Annotated in this window: 13 protein-coding genes; 8 read left to right on the forward strand and 5 right to left on the reverse strand. The window is 70.8% G+C overall.

What is annotated here, in order from left to right:
* Nucleotides 1-43 precede the first annotated feature (43 nt).
* Nucleotides 44-1,999, forward strand: a complete 1,956-nt coding sequence (locus ABGB11_RS00325; protein ID WP_347627495.1) for an acetoacetate--CoA ligase — start codon at nucleotides 44-46, stop codon at nucleotides 1,997-1,999.
* On the opposite strand, the gene ABGB11_RS00330 is transcribed toward ABGB11_RS00325, so the two are convergent.
* On the reverse strand, nucleotides 1,989-2,585 hold the full coding sequence (locus ABGB11_RS00330) for a hypothetical protein (protein ID WP_347627497.1): 597 nt from the start codon (nucleotides 2,583-2,585) through the stop codon (nucleotides 1,989-1,991). The two genes, ABGB11_RS00325 and ABGB11_RS00330, sit on opposite strands and share 11 nt — an antisense overlap.
* Before the next feature lie 244 nt (nucleotides 2,586-2,829).
* Between ABGB11_RS00330 and ABGB11_RS00335 the strand changes: the two genes are divergently transcribed.
* Both ABGB11_RS00335 and ABGB11_RS00340 read left to right on the forward strand, forming a co-directional pair.
* Nucleotides 2,830-4,395 (forward strand): protein kinase, encoded by a 1,566-nt coding sequence (locus ABGB11_RS00335; protein ID WP_347627499.1) that lies wholly within the window; start codon nucleotides 2,830-2,832, stop codon nucleotides 4,393-4,395.
* Between the two features lie 138 nt (nucleotides 4,396-4,533).
* A complete protein-coding gene (locus ABGB11_RS00340) occupies nucleotides 4,534-9,375 on the forward strand; it encodes an NAD-glutamate dehydrogenase (RefSeq protein ID WP_347627501.1) in 4,842 nt (1,613 codons plus the stop codon).
* Nucleotides 9,376-9,395: 20 nt separating this feature from the next.
* Here ABGB11_RS00340 and ABGB11_RS00345 read toward each other — a convergent pair whose 3' ends face one another.
* From ABGB11_RS00345 to prfB, 3 genes are all read right to left on the reverse strand, one after another.
* The gene (locus tag ABGB11_RS00345) at nucleotides 9,396-10,292 is read right to left on the reverse strand and encodes a hypothetical protein (RefSeq protein ID WP_347627503.1); all 897 of its coding nucleotides are present in this window, start codon (nucleotides 10,290-10,292) and stop codon (nucleotides 9,396-9,398) included.
* A gap of 151 nt (nucleotides 10,293-10,443) precedes the next feature.
* On the reverse strand, nucleotides 10,444-11,430 hold the full coding sequence (locus ABGB11_RS00350) for a hypothetical protein (RefSeq protein WP_347627505.1): 987 nt from the start codon (nucleotides 11,428-11,430) through the stop codon (nucleotides 10,444-10,446).
* Between the two features lie 125 nt (nucleotides 11,431-11,555).
* Nucleotides 11,556-12,665: a peptide chain release factor 2 gene (prfB, locus tag ABGB11_RS00355; RefSeq protein ID WP_347627507.1), complete on the reverse strand. Its 1,110-nt coding sequence runs from the start codon at nucleotides 12,663-12,665 to the stop codon at nucleotides 11,556-11,558.
* Between the two features lie 148 nt (nucleotides 12,666-12,813).
* On the opposite strand from prfB, the gene ABGB11_RS00360 reads away from it, so the two are divergent.
* Nucleotides 12,814-13,869, forward strand: a complete 1,056-nt coding sequence (locus tag ABGB11_RS00360) for a hypothetical protein (RefSeq protein WP_347627509.1) — start codon at nucleotides 12,814-12,816, stop codon at nucleotides 13,867-13,869.
* A 52-nt stretch (nucleotides 13,870-13,921) separates the two neighbouring features.
* Here the strand turns inward: ABGB11_RS00360 and ABGB11_RS00365 are convergent, their stop codons facing one another.
* Nucleotides 13,922-14,107, reverse strand: coding sequence for a hypothetical protein (locus ABGB11_RS00365; protein ID WP_347627511.1), 186 nt, complete (start codon nucleotides 14,105-14,107; stop codon nucleotides 13,922-13,924).
* Between the two features lie 409 nt (nucleotides 14,108-14,516).
* Here ABGB11_RS00365 and ftsE point away from each other — a divergent pair, with 409 nt between their 5' ends.
* From ftsE to smpB, 4 genes are all read left to right on the forward strand, one after another.
* On the forward strand, nucleotides 14,517-15,206 hold the full coding sequence (ftsE, locus tag ABGB11_RS00370) for a cell division ATP-binding protein FtsE (protein WP_021597771.1): 690 nt from the start codon (nucleotides 14,517-14,519) through the stop codon (nucleotides 15,204-15,206).
* Nucleotides 15,207-15,341: 135 nt separating this feature from the next.
* Nucleotides 15,342-16,247, forward strand: a complete 906-nt coding sequence (gene ftsX / locus ABGB11_RS00375) for a permease-like cell division protein FtsX (protein WP_347627514.1) — start codon at nucleotides 15,342-15,344, stop codon at nucleotides 16,245-16,247.
* Nucleotides 16,248-16,303: 56 nt separating this feature from the next.
* A complete protein-coding gene (locus tag ABGB11_RS00380) occupies nucleotides 16,304-17,518 on the forward strand; it encodes a S41 family peptidase (RefSeq protein WP_347627516.1) in 1,215 nt (404 codons plus the stop codon).
* 31 nt (nucleotides 17,519-17,549) lie between these two features.
* A complete protein-coding gene (gene smpB, locus ABGB11_RS00385; RefSeq protein WP_021593035.1) occupies nucleotides 17,550-18,041 on the forward strand; it encodes an SsrA-binding protein SmpB in 492 nt (163 codons plus the stop codon).
* The last annotated feature ends 8 nt before the right edge of the window (nucleotides 18,042-18,049 follow it).

Here is an 18,049-nt window from a genome sequence, read left to right on the forward strand (position 1 = left end):
TTGGGATGGCCGCGCGACCGGGGTGCGGCATGGAGGGAGAGAGATGGCCAGTGCGGTGTCCGAGGGTTCGGTGTTGTGGGAGCCGTCGGAGGAGGTCGTCGCCAACGCGCGGGTGACCCACTTCATTCACTGGCTGTGGGACAGGGGCGTGCTCACCGAGTCCTACGACGACCTCTGGAAATGGTCGGTCACCGAGGTCGACGCGTTCTGGGACGCGATCTGGTCGTACTTCGAGGTGGTCGGCGTGCGCGGTGACGGTCCCGTGCGGACGGGCGGGCCCATGCCGGTGGACGGCCTGAAGTGGTTCCCCGGCGCGACCCTCAACTACGCGGCGAACGCGCTGCGCAGGGCGCGGGAGACTCCGGACAAGACCGCGGTCGTCTTCCGGTCGGAGGCGGGCGGCCACAGGATCCTGACGTACCGCGAGCTGGCGCTGCACGTGGCGGAGGTCCGCGCGGGGCTGGTGGAGCTGGGCGTGGGCAAGGGCGACCGGGTCGCCGCCTACGTCCCGAACATCCCCGAGGCGCTGATCTGCTTCCTGGCCACGGCGTCGCTCGGGGCGATCTGGTCGTCGTGCTCACCCGACTTCGGGTCGTCCTCGGTGATCGACCGGTTCGCGCAGATCGAGCCCAAGGTCCTCATCGCCGTGGACGGCTACGCCTACAACGGACGGCGGTTCGACCGGCGCGAGATCGTCGGCGAGATCGAGGCCGCGCTGCCGAGCCTGGCCGCGACCGTGCTCATCCCGTACCTCGACCCCGCCGCCACCCCGGACGGCCTCCGCGTCGGCATGCCGTACGGCGACCTGCCGCGTCCCGGCCACGACGCGCCGGAGTTCGAGCCCGTCCCGTTCGACCATCCGCTGTGGGTCGTGTACTCGTCCGGGACGACCGGGCTGCCGAAGCCGATCGTCCACGGTCACGGCGGCGTCGTCCTCGAACACCTCAAGGCGCTGTCGTTCCACCAGGACCTCGGCCCCGAGGACGTCTTCTTCTGGTTCACCACCACCGGCTGGATGATGTGGAACTACCTCATCGGCGGCCTGCTGGTGGGTTCCACCGTCGTCATGTACGACGGGGCGCCCGCCGACCTCTGGCAGCTCGCCGCCGACACCGGCATGACCTACATGGGCGTGGGCGCGCCCTACATCACGGCCACGGCGAAGCAGGGGCGGCGTCCGGGCGAGGAGCTCGACCTGTCCGCCCTGCGGGGCATCGGCTCCACCGGCTCGCCCCTCCCGCCCGAAGGGTTCGCGTGGGTGTACGAGTCGGTCGGGAAGGACCTGCTCCTCGGCTCCTTCTCCGGCGGGACCGACATCTGCACCGGTTTCGTCGGCCCCTGCCCCCTGCTGCCGTTGCGCGCGGGCGTCATCCAGTGCCGCGGCTTGGGCGCCAAGGTCGAGGCGTTCGGGGAGGACGGACGCCCCGTCGTGGACGAGGTCGGCGAGCTGGTGCTCACCGAGCCCATGCCGTCCATGCCCGTCTCCTTCTGGAACGACGAGAGCGGCGACCGCTACCGCGACTCCTACTTCGGCATGTACCCGGGCGTGTGGCGGCACGGCGACTGGATCAAGATCCTCCCGGACGGCGGCTGCGTCATCTACGGCCGCTCCGACTCCACCCTGAACCGCGGCGGCGTCCGCATGGGCACGTCCGACTTCTACCGCGTCGTCGAGGCGTTCGACGAGATCACCGACAGCCTCGTCATCGACACCGGCCGCCTCGGCGAGGAGGGCCGGCTGCTCCTGTACGTCCAGCTCGCGGAGGGTGCGTCCCTCACCGACGACCTGGTGGCGAACCTCCGCCGGGAGATCCGGTCGTCGCTGTCGCCCCGGCACGTCCCGGACGAGATCACGGCCGTCCCCGGCATCCCCCGCACCCTGTCCGGCAAGAAGCTGGAGGTGCCCGTCCGCAAGATCCTCCAGGGCACCCCGGTCGACCAGGCCGCCAACCGCGACTCCATGGCCAACCCCGAGGTGCTCACCCACTTCACCCCGTAGACCGCGCCGCGTAGGCGAGGATGTCGCGGCGCCGGTAGAGGCGGCGGACCCGGCCGCCCCGCAGCGGCTCGACCCGCACCGGGTCGGGCCAGCCCGCCGGCGGACGGCTCACGTAGACGGTGACGCTCGTCTGGGCCAGCCCGAGGATGCGGGCGGCCTCGGCGAGCGTCACCAGGTCGTCCGGCTCCTCGTTAGGCGGACGGTCCTCCAGCGAGCGGAACCAGGCCGTCCACGCGGCCTCGTCCCAGTACAGGGCCTTCCCGGCGCGGTGCGCGGCGTCCGGATGGCCGTTGGACGCACGGTCGGCCCACAGCTGCTTGAGGCGGTGCCTGGTGACGCCGTGCCGCGACGCCAGCTCGTCACGGGTCACCAGACCGGGCGGGACGGTCCGGGAACGGCGCGCGGCGTACCAGCGGTCCCATGCGCCGGCGTCCCACGCGAGCTGCGAGCCGACCGTCCCCACCGGTTCCGGATGGCCGTTGGACGCTCGCTCCCGGTACCACTTCTCCAGAGTGCTGCGTCCGAGCCCGTGCCGCTCCATGATTTCGGCGCGGGTCAGGACGCGGCGGCCGTCGAGCGTCGTCATGGACTCATTCTGCTGCGGGGCAACGCTTGGGTGACACCTTGCGTGTCCGTATCGCTCTGGGATGTGACGGCATTAGAGTGGTCCCCCGGCCAATTGTGGCCGAATGGAAGCGGTGGGTCAGATCGCGCCGGAAGGTCGCAGGATCGGGTGAACTTCCCTCCGGTCTCGGGCGTCACACAGTCGGAGGGGTGATCCGGTCGCGGAACTCCGCGGTCCGTCGATCAAGAGAGGGACGGTTCCACGCATGGAGGTTGGGGCGCTACGGTCCGGAGACCCGGACCGGCTGGGGTCGTACGCCCTGATCGGCCGGGTGGGCGAGGGCGGCCAGGGGACGGTGTTCCTCGGCGCCGCCGAGGACGGCCGGCAGGTCGCGATCAAGCTGCTGCACGCCGAGCTGACGTCCGACGACAAGGCGCTCGCCCGGTTCCTGCGCGAGCTGGAGGTCGCCAAGCAGGTCGCGCCGTTCTGCACGGCGCAGGTGATCGACGCCGACGCGACCGGTGACCGGCCCTACATCGTCAGCGAGTACGTGCCGGGCCCGTCACTGAACCAGCAGGTGCTGGAGGACGGCCCGCTCTTCGGCGCGGCACTGGACCGGCTCGCGGTCGGCACCGCGACCGCGCTCGCCGCGATCCACCAGGCCAAGATCGTCCACCGTGACTTCAAGCCGCACAACGTGCTGATCGGCCCGGACGGCCCGCGCGTCATCGACTTCGGCGTCGCCCGCGCGCTCAGCGGCGGCACCACGCTCACCAGCCGGGTGATCGGCACGCCGTCCTACATGGCGCCCGAGCAGATCAGCGGCGACGAGGTGGGGACGCCCGCGGACGTGTTCTGCTGGGCGGCCACGCTCGTGTTCGCCGCCACCGGCCGGCCGCCGTTCGGGCAGGACACCATCCCCGCCGTGATCAACCGGATCCTGCACGAGGAGCCCGACCTCGGCGACCTGGACGGCGCGCTGCGCGAGCTGGTGCTCGACTGCCTGGAGAAGGAGCCGGAGCGGCGGCCCCGCGCCCAGCAGGTGCTGATGCGGCTGCTCGGGCACGAGGAGGCCGCCCGTCCGGCGGCCCGCCCGACCGCCACCGACGAGACCGCGATGCTCGCCGCGGGCTCCGTCCGCGCCGCGGAGATCGCCGACGAGGACGAGGTGTTCGAGCCCGACCCGGTGTTCGGCGACGCCCCCATCTTCGAGGACTCCCCGGACTTCGACCCCGGGACGGGGTTCGACGCCGTCCCGGTGGAGGTCCAGGAGGCCGGGCCCGGCGCCCGCCACGCGGACGAGCACGAGCCGGCGCGGCTCCCCACGCCCGCCGAATGGGCCGCCGGCGACACGCTGCCCCCCGACCTCGCGGCCGGGACCGGGAAGCGCGGCGTGCGATCGCTCGCCGGCTCCGGGCGTTCCGCGGTGCTCGCCGGCGCGGCGGCGCTGTTCGTCGCGATCGTGGTCGTCTCGTCCGTCCTCGCGCTCGGCGCGGGCGACAACGGAAAGGCGGGCCGGAAGGTCAGCGACCCGAGCGCCCCGCCCGCGTCGACCGAGGTCGTCCCGAGCACGGCGCCGCCCACGAGCCGCCGGCCGGTGGAGCAGGCGCCGCCGACCTCGTACGAGCCGACGCCGACCGACAGCGGGCTGCCGACCGGCAGCCCCACGCCGACCGGCAGCCCCACGCCGACGACCTCGCCGACGACGCGGCCGACCCCCACCAAGACGTCCACTCCGACCACGAAGCCGACCGACCCGTCCGACCCGCCGGACCCGTCCACGCCGCCGCCCGGCGGGGGCACCGGCTCCGAGGGCCAGGCCGCCGGGTGACGTCACCCGGGCGCCAGGGTGGGATAAGCCACGTCGGCGTTGCCGCTGAGCAGGTCGGCTTTGGGACGATTCCTGGCTACGCTCGTCCAGTGAGCGGCGCCACAACGAGGTGGCGAAGGGTCATCAGGGGAGTTGTCGATGAGCGGCATGCTCGATCAAGCGAAGGACGACCTGCTCCGGCGGGCCGCTGAGACGTGCGCGCAGCGCCCGGGAGCGCGGGGCGGGGACGTGGAGGAGGACTTCGCCTACCTCCGGCTTTACTACCGGCACGTCGCCCAGGAGGACCTCCAGGAGCGCGACCCCGCCGACATCTGCGGCCCGGCGATGGCGCACCGGGCCCTCGGCGAGGAACGGCCGCAGGGGCGCGCGAAGGTGCGCGTCTTCACGCCGACGCTGGAGGAGTACGGCTGGGACCCGGGGCACACGGTCGTCCAGGTCGTGACGGACGACATGCCGTTCCTGGTCGACTCGGTGACCATGGAGCTGACCCGGCACCAGCTCGCCACCCATCTGATCGTCCACCCGCTGCTCGGCGTGGACCGGGACGTCGCGGGCCATCTGAAGGCGTTCCGCGGCAAGCTCGACTCCGACGACGACGTCGACGAGTCGTGGATGCACATCGAGGTCGACCGCACCAGCGACCGGGCCGTCCTGGACGAGCTCGAACGCGACCTGCTGCGCGTCCTGCACGACGTGCGGGTCGCCGTCGAGGACGAGCCGAAGATGCGCGCCCGCGCCCACGAGATCGCCACCGCGATCCAGGAGAACCCGCCGCCGCTGCCGGAGAAGGAGCTCGCCGACGGCGTCGAGCTGCTCGACTGGCTCGCCGACGGCCACTTCACCTTCCTCGGCTACCGCGACTACACGCTCACCGACGACGGCACGGCGCTGCGGCCCGAGCCCGGCACCGGCTTCGGCATCCTGCGCAACGACAAGCGCGAGTCCGACAGCTTCGCCGCGCTGCCCCCGGAGGTCCGGGAGAAGGCGACGGAGAAGCAGCTCATGGTGCTGACCAAGGCGAACTCGCGGTCGACCGTCCACCGCCCCCTGTACCTGGACTACATCGGGGTCAAGAAGTTCGACGCGGACGGGCGGGTGATCGGGGAGCGCCGGTTCCTCGGCCTCTTCACGCACGTCGCCTACAGCGAGTCGATCGCGCACATCCCCGTCCTGAAGGCCAAGCTGGACGAGGTGCTGGAGCGGGCCGGGTTCACCGCCGACAGCTACGACGGCCAGGACCTCGTCGAGATCCTGGAGAGCTACCCCCGCGACGAGCTGTTCCAGATCTCGGTGGACGACCTGCTGAAGATCTCGCTCGGCGTGCTGCGGCTGCGCGAGCGCCGCCAGCTGAAGCTCTTCCTGCGCAAGGACATGTACGGGCGCTTCATGTCGTGCATGGTGTACCTGCCGCGCGACCGCTACACCACCAAGATCCGCCTGCGCATCCAGGACATCCTGAAGGAGGCGTTCGAGGGCGTCAGCGTCGACTACAGCGCGAACGTCACCGAGTCGATCCTGGCCCGGCTGCACGTCGTCGTCCGCGGTGAGCGCGGCCGCCCGCTGCCGGACGTGGACGTCTCCGAGCTGGAGAGCCGCCTCGCCGCCGCCATCCGCTCCTGGGAGGACGACCTCGGCGACGCGATCGTCGAGCAGTGCGGCGAGGAGCGGTCCGGGACGCTCGCCCGCGCCTACGGGGAGGCGTTCCCCGAGGCCTACAAGGCCGACTTCCCGGCCCGCACCGCGGTCGCCGACCTGCGCCGCCTCGACGAGCTCACCGAGGACGTCGACACCTCGATCAACCTGTACGAGCCATACAGCGCGGAGCCCGGCGAGCGGCGGCTGAAGATGTACCGGCTCGGCGAGCCGATCTCGCTGTCCCGGATCCTGCCGCTGCTGCAGAACATGGGCGTCGAGGTCGTCGACGAGCGGCCGTACGAGATCCGCCCGTCCGACGGCCGCCGGTTCTGGATCTACGACCTCGGGCTGCGGTACGTGCCGCCGGAGAACGTCCCCGAGGAGGCCATCAAGGACCTGTTCCAGGACGCGTTCGCTTCGCTGTGGCGCGGCGACATCGAGAACGACGGGTTCAACGCGCTGGTCCTGCACGTCGGGCTGACCTGGTGGCAGGCGATGATCCTGCGCGCCTACGCCCTCTACCTGCGGCAGACCGGCACCACGTTCTCCAAGCGGTACATCGAGCAGGTGCTGCTGCGCAACGCCGCCATCACCCGGCTGATCATCCGGTTGTGGGAGAGCCGCCTCGACCCGGCCCTCGCGGGCGGCGAGGAGGAGCGCAGCGCCGGCATCACCGAGGAGATCCACGGCAAGCTGGACGAGGTCGCGAGCCTCGACGAGGACCGCATCCTGCGCGCGTACCTGTCGCTCGTCCAGGCGACCCTGCGCACGAACCACTACCAGGGCAAGCCGTACCTGGCGATGAAGTTCGACCCCGAGCGCATCCCCGACCTGCCGCTGCCGAAGCCGACCTACGAGATCTTCGTGTACTCGCCGAAGGTCGAGGGCGTGCACCTGCGGTTCGGGACGGTCGCGCGCGGCGGGCTCCGCTGGTCCGACCGCCGCGAGGACTTCCGCACCGAGATCCTCGGCCTGGCGAAGGCGCAGGCGGTGAAGAACACCGTCATCGTCCCGGCGGGCGCGAAGGGCGGCTTCGTCGGCAAGCAGCTGCCCGACCCGGCCGTCGACCGGGAGGCGTGGCAGCGGGCCGGGATCGCCTGCTACAAGGACTTCATCTCCGGGCTGCTCGACCTGACCGACAACCTCGTGGACGGCAAGGTCGTCCCGCCGCCGAACGTCGTCCGCCACGACGGCGACGACACCTACCTGGTCGTCGCCGCCGACAAGGGCACCGCGACGTTCTCCGACATCGCCAACGGCGTCGCCGCCGAGTACGGGTTCTGGCTCGGCGACGCGTTCGCGTCCGGCGGCTCCGTCGGCTACGACCACAAGGGCATGGGCATCACCGCCCGCGGCGCCTGGGAGTCGGTGAAGTACCACTTCCGCGCTCTCGGCAAGGACGTCCAGAACGAGGACTTCACCGCGGTCGGCATCGGCGACATGTCCGGCGACGTGTTCGGCAACGGGATGCTGCTGTCGGAGCACATCCGGCTCGTCGCGGCGTTCGACCACCGGCACATCTTCGTCGACCCCGACCCCGACCCGGGCACGTCGTTCGCCGAGCGCCGCCGCATGTTCGAGCTCCCGCGCAGCAGCTGGGCCGACTACGACACCGCGCTGATCTCCAAGGGCGGCGGCGTGTTCCCCCGCACCCTCAAGTCGATCAAGGTCACCCCGCAGATGGCGGCGGCGCTCGGGATCGAGGACGGGGTGAAGGCGCTCACTCCGCACGAGCTGATCCGGGCCGTGCTGAAGGCGCCGGTCGACCTGCTGTGGAACGGCGGCATCGGCACCTACGTCAAGTCGTCCGCGGAGAACCACGCCGACGTCGGCGACAAGGCCAACGACCCGGTCCGCGTCGACGGCGGCGAGCTGCGCTGCAAGGTGGTCGGCGAGGGCGGCAATCTCGGCGTGACGCAGCTCGGCCGGATCGAGTTCGCCCGCGGCGGCGGCCTGATCAACACCGACTTCATCGACAACTCCGCCGGCGTCGACACCTCCGACCACGAGGTCAACATCAAGATCCTGCTCGACCAGGCGGTGCGGGACGGCGAGCTGACCGGCAAGCAGCGCGACAACCTGCTCTACGAGATGACCGAGGAGGTCGGGCGGCTCGTCCTGCGCGACAACCACGGGCAGAACGTGGTGCTCGCCGCGTCCCGCGCGCAGGCCCCCGCGATGCTGCACGTCCACGCCCGCTACCTGCGCAAGCTGGAGCGCGACGGCCGGTTGAAGCGGCGCCTGGAGTTCCTGCCGGACGACAAGGCGCTGGCGGAGCGGCGGCAGTCCGGGCTGGGGCTGACCAGCCCCGAGTTCTCCGTCCTGCTCGCCTACGACAAGCTCACGCTGGACTCGCAGATCGTCGCGTCCGACCTCCCCGACGACCCCTACCTGGAGTCGTGGCTGGTCGAGTACTTCCCGACCCCGCTGCGCGAGCGGTTCCGCTCCTACATGGACCGGCACCCGCTGCGCCGCGAGATCATCACGACCGCCGTGGTGAACGACCTGGTCAACGCGAGCGGCTCCACGTTCGTCTTCCGGATGAACGAGGAGACGGGCGCGTCCTCGCCCGACATCGCCCGCGCCTACCTGGTCGCCCGGGAGGTGTTCGAGATGCCGCGCTTCTGGCGGTCGGTGGAGGCCCTGTCGGACCAGGTCGCGCAGTCCACGCAGATCGCGATGCTGCTGGAGGCCCGCAAGCTGACCGAGCGCGCGTCGCGCTGGCTGCTGCACAACCGGCGGCCCCCGTTCGACATCCGCGAGACGATCGACTTCTTCGGCCGCGGCGCGACCACGCTGAGCGCGCACCTGTCGAAGCTGCTGGTCGGGCTGGACCTCGCCGCGTTCGAGCAGCGCCGGGACGGCTTCGCCGAGCTGGGCGTGCCGGACGATCTGGCCGAGCAGTGCGCGACCTTCGTGGCCGCCTACTCCACGTTCGACCTCGTCGGCATCGCGCACGACGCGGGCCGCCCGGTGGAGGAGGTCGCCGAGGTCTACTTCGACCTCGCGGACCGCCTCCAGCTGTCCCGGCTCCGGGAGCGCATCATCGCCCTGCCGCGCGACGACAAGTGGCGCTCGATGGCCCGCTCCGCGCTCCGCGACGACCTGTACGCGGCGCACGCGGCCCTCACCCGGGACGTCCTGCTCACCAGCGAGCCGGGCGGGCAGCCGGAGGAGCGCATGATCCACTGGGCGGAGAAGAACAAGCCGGCCGTCCAGCGCGCCCAGCAGACGCTCAGCGAGATCTGGGAGAGCGACAGCTTCGACCTCGCCACCCTGTCGGTGGCGCTGGGCGCGATCCGCACCCTGGTCACGGCCAGCTCCCTTCCGAGCAAGGGCGCCTGACCGCTCGCGTCTCCCTGGTCTCAGCGCGCTGAGACCAGGGAGACCGACTCGCCCAGGACGCGTCGCTTACCGGACGGCGGCGCGTAACCGATCACCAGCCACTGCCACGTCGTGCGCAGGGTCCCGGCGGGCTTCTCGCCCTCCTCGGCCGCTTTGGCCAGATGGTCGCGGAGCTCGGCCGGAAGGGTGGACGCGTCGCCGCCGGTAAGCGTGATTTCCTGTTTCAGGCCGTACCAGACGAGTGACCCGCCGTCCTTGGTACGCAGTGCATAGGACGGTCCGGTTCCGGGGGTGAACTTCCCGGGTCCACCCGTCCAATCCCCATACCGTTTCGTGCGGGCATCCGCCGAGTAGGCGTCCGGCACGACGCCGCTCTCGTCCCCGTCCGCCAGATAGCGCGCATGCACGGAAGGCAGGCCGCGATCGGGCGCGGAAATCGCGTATCCCTGCCGGTCGGACGCGATGTCCGGGGGCGCTCCCTGGAACGTGAGCCAGTGCGCCGCACGCCACCTCGCCTTGGCGTCCGTCTTCACGAACACCCCGAGAACCTGCTGGTCCTTCCCGGTCGACCGCTCTAAGGCGGCCATCCCGAACCATTTCGGATAACGGCTCTGCCGCGGGACGTACAGGACGGGATTCGCCAGGGAAATCCGCGCCGACGCGGGCAGTTCGCCGTACACCCGGACGCGTGCGCTGACGGGTGCCTCCAGCGCCCCCGTAACGGCTTCACGCCAGACTCGTACGTCCCCCGAGGTAATGGCGTCGTTGTGCCGATCGGTCCACTCCGAGAGGACCCTGAACGACTCATCGACCCCCACTGCGGGCGCACCGGTGGGCTCCGGGCTTGGCGCCGTGTCGCTCGCCTCGTCGGAGGAGCACGCATTCAGCAGGACGGCCGCCACCGTGGCCAGCGCCACCCCGCCTAAGCCCCACCCCACGGACGAAATGTCGGCCTTGCCCGTGCCGGCGTCAAGGCCCGCGCCGGGCCCGCCCGGTGGATACCGCCGAGTGCCAGTGGGTCCCGCTGCAGCGGTCAGAAGCGCGAGACCCACCGGCACCCGGCGGGGTTCAGGAGCCCTGGGCGGCCACGGCCTTGCGGTACATGCCGCTGACCGTGGCGCGTCCCTTCGGCGGGACGGTGGCGAGGTACTGCACGAGGACGGTCGTGTCCATGCGCGTCGTTCCGGCCTTGGTCGGGGCCAGCCCGACGAGGTCGCCGCTCACTGCCAGCCTGCCCCGCTGGGACGCGGAGTACGCCTCGCTCTGTTGCAGGATGTACCAGACGACCGCTCCGCGGTCTTTGGTGCGGAGCGCGTAGACGCTGTAGCGGGAGGGGGAGAAGCGGGACGAGAGCGTGACGCCCCGCCCCGCCAGGACCTTCTCGCCCTGCTTGAGCGCCTTGTACGTCTCGCTGGTCTTCGCCCCGTCAGCCAGGACGGACGTTCCGGGCGCACCGGGCCCGTTGGTGAGCAGCGCCGCGTGCGCCTGGGGCAGCTTCGCCGGCGCGACGGCGAGGCCGTGGCCCTTCCCGCCCGGGCTCACCGGGGTGGCGTATCCCTCCCTGTCGAGCGCGATGCGGCCGAGCGCGGCGTCCGACGGGTACGGGTCGGCGGTCAGCAGCCAGGGCGTCCCCTGCTCGGCCTGCGTGAACAGCAGCGCGTGCCGCAGCGACCGCTTGCCCTGACCGCTGACGGCGTCGGCGGCGAACCAGCGCGGGTAGCCGGCCAGCCGCGGGATGTAGAACGTCGGGTTCGCGAACGCCAGCTTCGGCGGGCGCTGGCGGACGCTGCGGCGGAGCTTCAGCGCGGCGACGTCCATGGACAGCTGCGGGTCGGCCTCGACCGAGCGCAGCGCCTTCCCGCTGAACCGGCGCCCCGCCTGGTTGGCCCCGGCGGCGAAGGACGTGAGCACCTGCTGCGCCTGCGCCTTGGTGAGCGCCGGCGTCCCCTGCGGCTTCCCCGAGGCCGCGGAGGTGGTGTTCCCGGAGCAGCCCGCCGCCGCGGCGGCGGCGAGCAGGCCGGGTAGGAGGATCGGAACGAGCGTGCGTGCAGCCATGAGGCCCCCCGAATGGCGACGGTGATCCGGACCACTCGGAATCCTCGCAGAGTGACCGAGCAGTCACTCTATGAACACGAAATTAGGCCGGAAAAGCCTCCGGGAACGCGCGGTGCGGGAGGGGGTCAGACGCTCTCCTGCTGGCGCAGCCAGCGGATCTCGGCCTCGATGAACTCGTCGATGTCGCCGTCGAGGACCGCGCTCGGGTTGCCGGCCTCGACGCCGGTCCGCAGGTCCTTGACGATCTGGTACGGGTGCAGCACGTAGTTGCGGATCTGCGTGCCCCAGCTCGTGGTGCCCTCGCCGCGGAGCTTGGACAGCTCGTCGGCCTCCTGCTGCCGCTTGCGCTCCAGCAGCTTGGCCTGCAGCACGTTCAGGGCCGTGGCCTTGTTCTGCAGCTGGCTGCGCTCGTTCTGGCAGGACACGACGATCCCGGTCGGGATGTGGGTGATCCGCACCGCGGAGTCGGTCGTGTTGACGCCCTGGCCGCCGGGACCGGACGACCGGTACACGTCGACCCGCAGGTCGCTCTCGTCGATGTCGACGTGGTCGCTCTGCTCCACCACCGGAACGACGTCCAGGCCGGCGAACGACGTCTGCCGGCGGCCCTGGTTGTCGAACGGGGAGATCCGGACCAGCCGGTGCGTGCCGTGCTCGCCGCGCAGCGTCCCGTAGGCGTAGGGGGCCTTCACCGTGAACGTCGTCGACTTGATCCCGGCCTCTTCGGCGTAGGACGTCTCGTAGACCTCCGTCGGGTAGCCGTGCCGCTCGGCCCAGCGCAGGTACATCCGCTGGAGCTGTTCGGCCCAGTCGGCGGCGTCCACCCCGCCGGCCTGCGCGTTGATGGTGACCAGCGCCTCGCGGGCGTCGTACTCGCCCGACATCAGCGTGCGGACCTCGAGCTGCTGGACGGCCTTGTGCAGCGAAGCCAGCTCCTCGTCGGCCTCCGTGCGCGTGTCGGCGTCGTCCATCTCGCGGGCCATCTCGTAGAGCGTGGCGGTGTCGTCGAGACGCTGCCGCAGGCTCTCGACCCTGCCGAGCTCGCTCTCCAGGTACGACAGCCGGCGCGTCACCGACTGGGCGCGCTCCTGGTCGCTCCACAGGTCAGGGTCGGCCGACTGCTCGCGCAGCTCGGCGATGTCGCGGCGCATGCCGTCGAGGTCCAGCACCTGCTCGATGCCGGAAAGTGCCGAGCCGAGCTCCTTGAGCTGCTCTTCGGGTTCGATGCCTGCCACGGTCCGAGCTTATCGCCGTCCCGGCACTGCTTATCGCGATCCGCGCGGCGCCCGGCCGCCGGACCAATATCATGAAGATGGCAGAATCACGGGCCGAGGAGGCCGCCGAGGACGGGCGGCCCTAGATTTCGGTCCGGGGGACGGGTCTTTGCACAGGTTCCTGCGGGTGGTCGCGGCCGGGTCGCTGCTCATCCCGCTCACCGTCGCGGGCTGCGCCGAAGGCAGGACGGAGGCGCGGCCCACCGTCGCCATGCCCGAGACGTCCCCGCCGGACCCCGTGCCGCTGACCCCGCAGGTCGCGGAGAACGCGTTCCGTACCTACGTCACCGACGAGGACGTGGCCCGGACGGCGGGCGACGAGCGTCTCGCGCTGACATGGACGTCCGACGGCCAGTCGCAGCTCACCGCGGCCGAGTTCCGGAAGGCGGCCTACGACGGCGACCCCGTGCGGCGTTTCGTCTACGGCAGGCCCAAGCTGTACGTGCCGAAACTCAAGGACGCCGCCTATCCGCAGTGGTTCGTGGCGTCGGTCGACCGTTCCGTCCTGGGCAAGGCCGAGAGCAAGCGCAGGGTGCTGATGGCGTTCATCCTGCGCGGCGCGTCCGACCACTGGAAGCTCACCCTGGCGACCGTCCTGCAGGAGAAGGCCAAGGAGCCGAAGGTCACGATCGACGCCGACGGGTACGCGACCGCGCTCACCACGACCGACCCGTCCCTGCTGATCCGTCCTCGGGACGTCGGCGGGATCCAGGCGACCATCGCCGCGGAGGGGCCGCGCAGCGTCGCGGCGAAGGTGATGAAGTCCAACGCCGTCACCACCGGCTTCTACCAGGACGCCAAGCGCGCCAGGAAGAAGGCGAAGAAGAAGGACCTCACGCTCCAGACCGTCTACACGGCGACGCCCTTCCCCTACTTCGGGCTGCGGACCGAGCACGGTGGCGGGCTGGTCGTCTACTCCCTGTTCCGCACGACCTCGCTCATCGCGAAGGACCCGAAGACGCCCAAGCCGGAGATCCCCGAGGAAGCGGAGCACCTGCTCGACGGGACGGTCGAGGGGAACGAGGTCGACACCACCTCGACGCTGCACTTCGCGGCCTACGACCCGCCGAAGGGCGACAAGGACGACGACCGGCCGAAGGCGCACATGGTCGCCGACGACGGCGCGGTCACCAAGGCCGCCACCCCGCCGATCAAGAAGCCGTGAGGCCGGGACCGCCGCGGTGCGGTCGGCCGGGGGTGTCGCCGGTCGGGTGCGGTCAGCCGTAGACGCGCTGGAGGACGAGCGCGACGAAGAACAGCGCGACGAGTGCCGCCAGGACGAGCGCGGGCGGCACGGACGAACCGTGGCGGTGCAGCTCCGACCGGGCCTCGCGGCAGGTGGGGCAGCGCCCCTCCACCACCGGGTTCGAGCATCGAGCGCAGATCAGATGTTCGCAGCTCATGTCGTGGGCCCCAATCTCCGTCAGCGGCGCTCGGGCCGTGCGGGAAGCGTCGGCCTGTCTGGTCGTCAGTCCACCTATTAGGTATCTTTCGCCTTCATCCAGCGTAGCCGGACTGTATGGTCATTCAGGCAAGTCCGGGACCTTGAAGGTATGAAACGGCCGGACGTCGGGAGACGGTTCACATGGCACTGATCGGACGTCACGCACTGATCGGACACAGTGCCGGCCCCGGGCGCCCGTACCACGCCGAGTGGGACGAGGTGGTCGCCTCTCCCCTCTACACTGCTCGAAGGCTCCGCGTCCCACCTGGCCGTGAAGCCGGGCGGCGCAGGCAAGAGACCACGGACCCGTCCGTGGCCGCGGGCCGGCCCGCTCCCCAACCCCTACAGCGAACCGCCGTGATGCAGCCGTGATCCATTTCGACAACGTCACCAAGGTCTACCCGAGCCAGAACCGGCCCGCCCTGCAGCATGTGAACGTCGCCATCGAGAAGGGCGAGTTCCTGTTCCTGGTGGGTCCCTCCGGCTCCGGCAAGTCGACCTTCCTCCGCCTCATCCTGAAGGAGGAGCGTCCTTCCCAGGGTCACGTGCACGTGGCGGGCAAGGACCTGAGCAGGCTGAGCAACTGGAAGGTGCCGCACCTGCGCCGCAGGATCGGCTGCGTCTTCCAGGACTTCCGCCTCCTGCCCAACAAGAACGTCTTCGAGAACGTCGCGTTCGCCCTCGAGGTGATCGGCAAGCCGCGGCGCTTCATCGGCAAGGTCGTCCCGGAGGTCATCGACCTCGTCGGCCTGGAGGGCAAGGCCCACCGGATGCCGGACGAGCTGTCCGGCGGTGAGCAGCAGCGCGTCGCGATCGCGCGGGCGTTCGTCAACCGGCCGATGATCCTGCTGGCGGACGAGCCGACGGGGAACATCGACCCCGCCACCTCGATCGGCATCATGAAGGTGCTGGACCGCATCAACCGGACCGGCACCACCGTCGTCATGGCCACCCACGACGCCGCCATCGTCGACGCGTTCCGCAAGCGCGTCGTCGAGCTGGAGGACGGCCGCGTCGTCCGCGACCAGTCGCGCGGCGTGTACGGCCAGGCGTACTGACCATCTGAACCATCGGTTCCCGCCCGGTCGTACGACACCCGGAGGGCCCGACCCGGGAAGCGGGAGCCGCCCGCGCCGCACCGCGCGGCCGCCCCGGGCTTCCGTGGAACAACAGGCGATCAAGGACAGCGAGGCATGCGCGTACAGTTCGTTCTCCAGGAGATCTGGATCGGTCTCCGCCGGAACATGACGATGACGATCTCCCTCGTCATCACCGTCGCCATCGCCATGGCGCTCTTCGGCACCGGGCTGCTCCTGCGGGAACAGGTCCGCGCCTCCAAGAGCTACTGGTACGACAAGATCGAGGTGTCGATCTTCCTGTGCGCCAAGACGAGCTCCAACCCCGTCTGCCAGAAGCAGGACGTCTCCGCCCAGCAGCGGTCGACGCTCGAGGCGCAGCTGAAGAAGATGCCGCAGGTCTCCAACGTCCAGTACGAGACCAAGCAGCAGGCCTACGAGCGGTTCAAGGACCGCTTCGCCGGCTCGCCGGGCTTCGTGGAGAGCACCCGTGAGGGCGACATCCCCGACTCGTTCCGGGTGAAGCTGAAGAACCCGGAGGAGTACAAGGCGGTCGCGCAGGCGATGCTCAACCAGCCGGGCGTCGATTCGGTGATCAACGAGCAGGAGATCCTGAAACGGTTCTTCCGGATCCTCAACGGCCTGCAGCTCGCGGCGCTGACGATCGCGTTGATCCAGGTGGTCGCGGCGGTGATGCTGGTCGGCAACACGGTCCGGCTGTCGGCGTTCAACCGGCGCCGGGAGACCGGGATCATGCGGCTGGTCGGCGCGTCCAACACCTATATCCAGATGCCCTTCATCCTGGAGGGCGCGATCGCCGGCCTGATCGGCGGGTTGTTCGCGTCGGTGCTGCTCGTCTTCAGCAAGAAACTCCTGGTGGACAGACTCGCGGGGGATGTCCAGCTCGTCAGCCAGCTCGGCTGGAGCACGGTCATCCTCGTCATCATCGTGTCGATCTGCTTCGGTGTGCTGCTCTGTGCCGTCTCGTCGTTCCTGACGCTGCGCAGATATCTGAGAATCTGACGTGGTGACCGGATCCGGCGCAACTGCCGGATCCGGCCCGTCCTGCCGCCCTACACTTGCCGCATGACCCCCTCCGCGTCCGCGCCGAACCCGTGTCTCCGCTGATCAGGCGGCGCGGGAGCCTGCCGCGCGGGGTCGCCGTCGCGGCGGCCCTCTGCTGTGCGTACGGGGCCGGCGTGGTGAGCGGCTCGGGCTCCGAGCGGCACGCGGCCGTCGCGGGCGGCGGCTCCGTCCTGGACGAGGCCGCGACGAAGATCGGCGGCCGTGCCGCCCACCCCGTCGAGCGCGGCGACCTCGACCGCGCCGCCATCGAGGGGATGCTGCGCCGCCTCGGCGACCGGTGGGCGCAGTACTACCCGGCCAGCGAGTACGACGACGTCGAGGGACGGCTGACCGGCCGGTACAGCGGCGTGGGGCTGTGGCTCGGCGCCGGCGACCGCGACTCCCGCGTGCTGGTCGCCAGCGTGCAGCCGGGCGGGCCCGCCGCGCGCGCGGGCGTGCGGGCCGGAGACGTCATCACCCGCGTCGGGAACGCGTCCGTGGCCGGCTGGGACATCTCCCGCGTCGCCGGGGCGTTACGCGGAGGTCCGGACAGACCTGTCGAACTGACGGTGCGGCGCGAGCATCGAACCAAGCGGTTCCACCTTGTCCGCACACCTGTGTCTGGAGGCGACGTCACCGTGACCGACCTTCCCGACCACGCGCGGATGATCCGGGTCGGCGCCTTCACCCGCGGCACCGGGCGGGACGTCCGCGCCGCCGTCACCGGGCGGTCCCCTTCAGAGCGCTCCAAGGGCGGCGTCCTGCTGGACCTGCGCGGCAACCCCGGCGGTCTCCTGGACGAGGCCGTCGAGACGGCGTCGGCGTTCTTACGCTCCGGCCCCGTCGTGACGTACGAGCCGCGCGGAGCCCCCGCCCAGCGGCGCGCGGTCACCGCGCCCGGCGACGCGGAGACACCGCTCGTCGTCCTCGTCGACGCCGGCACCGCCAGCGCGGCCGAGATCGTCGCGGGCTCCCTGCGCGACCGGGACCGCGCGGTGATCGTAGGATCGCGTACATACGGGAAGGGATCGGTCCAGGAAACCCTCAAGCTCGCCGACGGATCGGCGATCGAGCTGACCGTCGGTCGCTACCGCACCCCGGGCGGCCGTAATCTCGACGGGATCGGGATCGAACCCGACGTGGCGGTCTCCGCCGACCGCCCTTCCGCGGAGGCCGAGCAGCGCGCCCGGGCGGTGCTGCGCGGTCTGCGCGCGGCACAGCCGGACTAGGAACGACGACCGCCGGACAAGGACGGATGACGTGGCACGGGACACCGGGCGGAAGAAGGACACCGGGCGGAAGATCATCGCCCAGAACAAGCGCGCCCGCTACGACTACCACGTCGACGACACGTGGGAAGCGGGCATGGTGCTCATGGGCACCGAGGTGAAGGCGCTGCGCGCCGGCCGCGCCTCCCTCGCCGACGGCTACGCGCACGTGCGGGACGGCGAGGTGTGGCTGGAGAACGTCCACATCCCCGAGTACACGCAGGGCACCTGGACGAACCACGCGCCCCGCCGGCGCCGCAAGCTGCTGCTGCACCGGCGCGAGATACAGAAGATCATCGCCAAGTCGGAGGAGCCCGGCTGGACGCTGATCCCGCTCTCCCTGTACTTCAAGGACGGCAAGGCCAAGATCGAGATCGGGCTGGCCCGTGGTAAGAAGACCTACGACAAGCGCCAGGCGATCGCGAAGCGGGAAGCCGAGCGGGAGATGCAGAAGGCGGCGGCGGCCCGGTTCAGGAGACGGTGAAGGGTGTC

Source organism: Actinomadura sp. B10D3, assembly GCF_039871695.1.
Classification (GTDB): domain Bacteria; phylum Actinomycetota; class Actinomycetes; order Streptosporangiales; family Streptosporangiaceae; genus Spirillospora; species Spirillospora madurae.

What these genes read in the sequence shown, in the direction of transcription:
- ABGB11_RS00365 (WP_347627511.1), bottom strand. Translation starts at nt 14,107, where the DNA reads ATGAGCTGCGAACATCTGATCTGCGCTCGATGCTCGAACCCGGTGGTG.
- ABGB11_RS00335 (WP_347627499.1), top strand. Translation starts at nt 2,830, where the DNA reads ATGGAGGTTGGGGCGCTACGGTCCGGAGACCCGGACCGGCTGGGGTCG.
- ABGB11_RS00325 (WP_347627495.1), top strand. Translation starts at nt 44, where the DNA reads ATGGCCAGTGCGGTGTCCGAGGGTTCGGTGTTGTGGGAGCCGTCGGAG.
- ABGB11_RS00350 (WP_347627505.1), bottom strand. Translation starts at nt 11,430, where the DNA reads ATGGCTGCACGCACGCTCGTTCCGATCCTCCTACCCGGCCTGCTCGCC.
- ABGB11_RS00340 (WP_347627501.1), top strand. Translation starts at nt 4,534, where the DNA reads ATGAGCGGCATGCTCGATCAAGCGAAGGACGACCTGCTCCGGCGGGCC.
- ABGB11_RS00330 (WP_347627497.1), bottom strand. Translation starts at nt 2,585, where the DNA reads ATGACGACGCTCGACGGCCGCCGCGTCCTGACCCGCGCCGAAATCATG.
- ftsX (WP_347627514.1), top strand. Translation starts at nt 15,342, where the DNA reads ATGCGCGTACAGTTCGTTCTCCAGGAGATCTGGATCGGTCTCCGCCGG.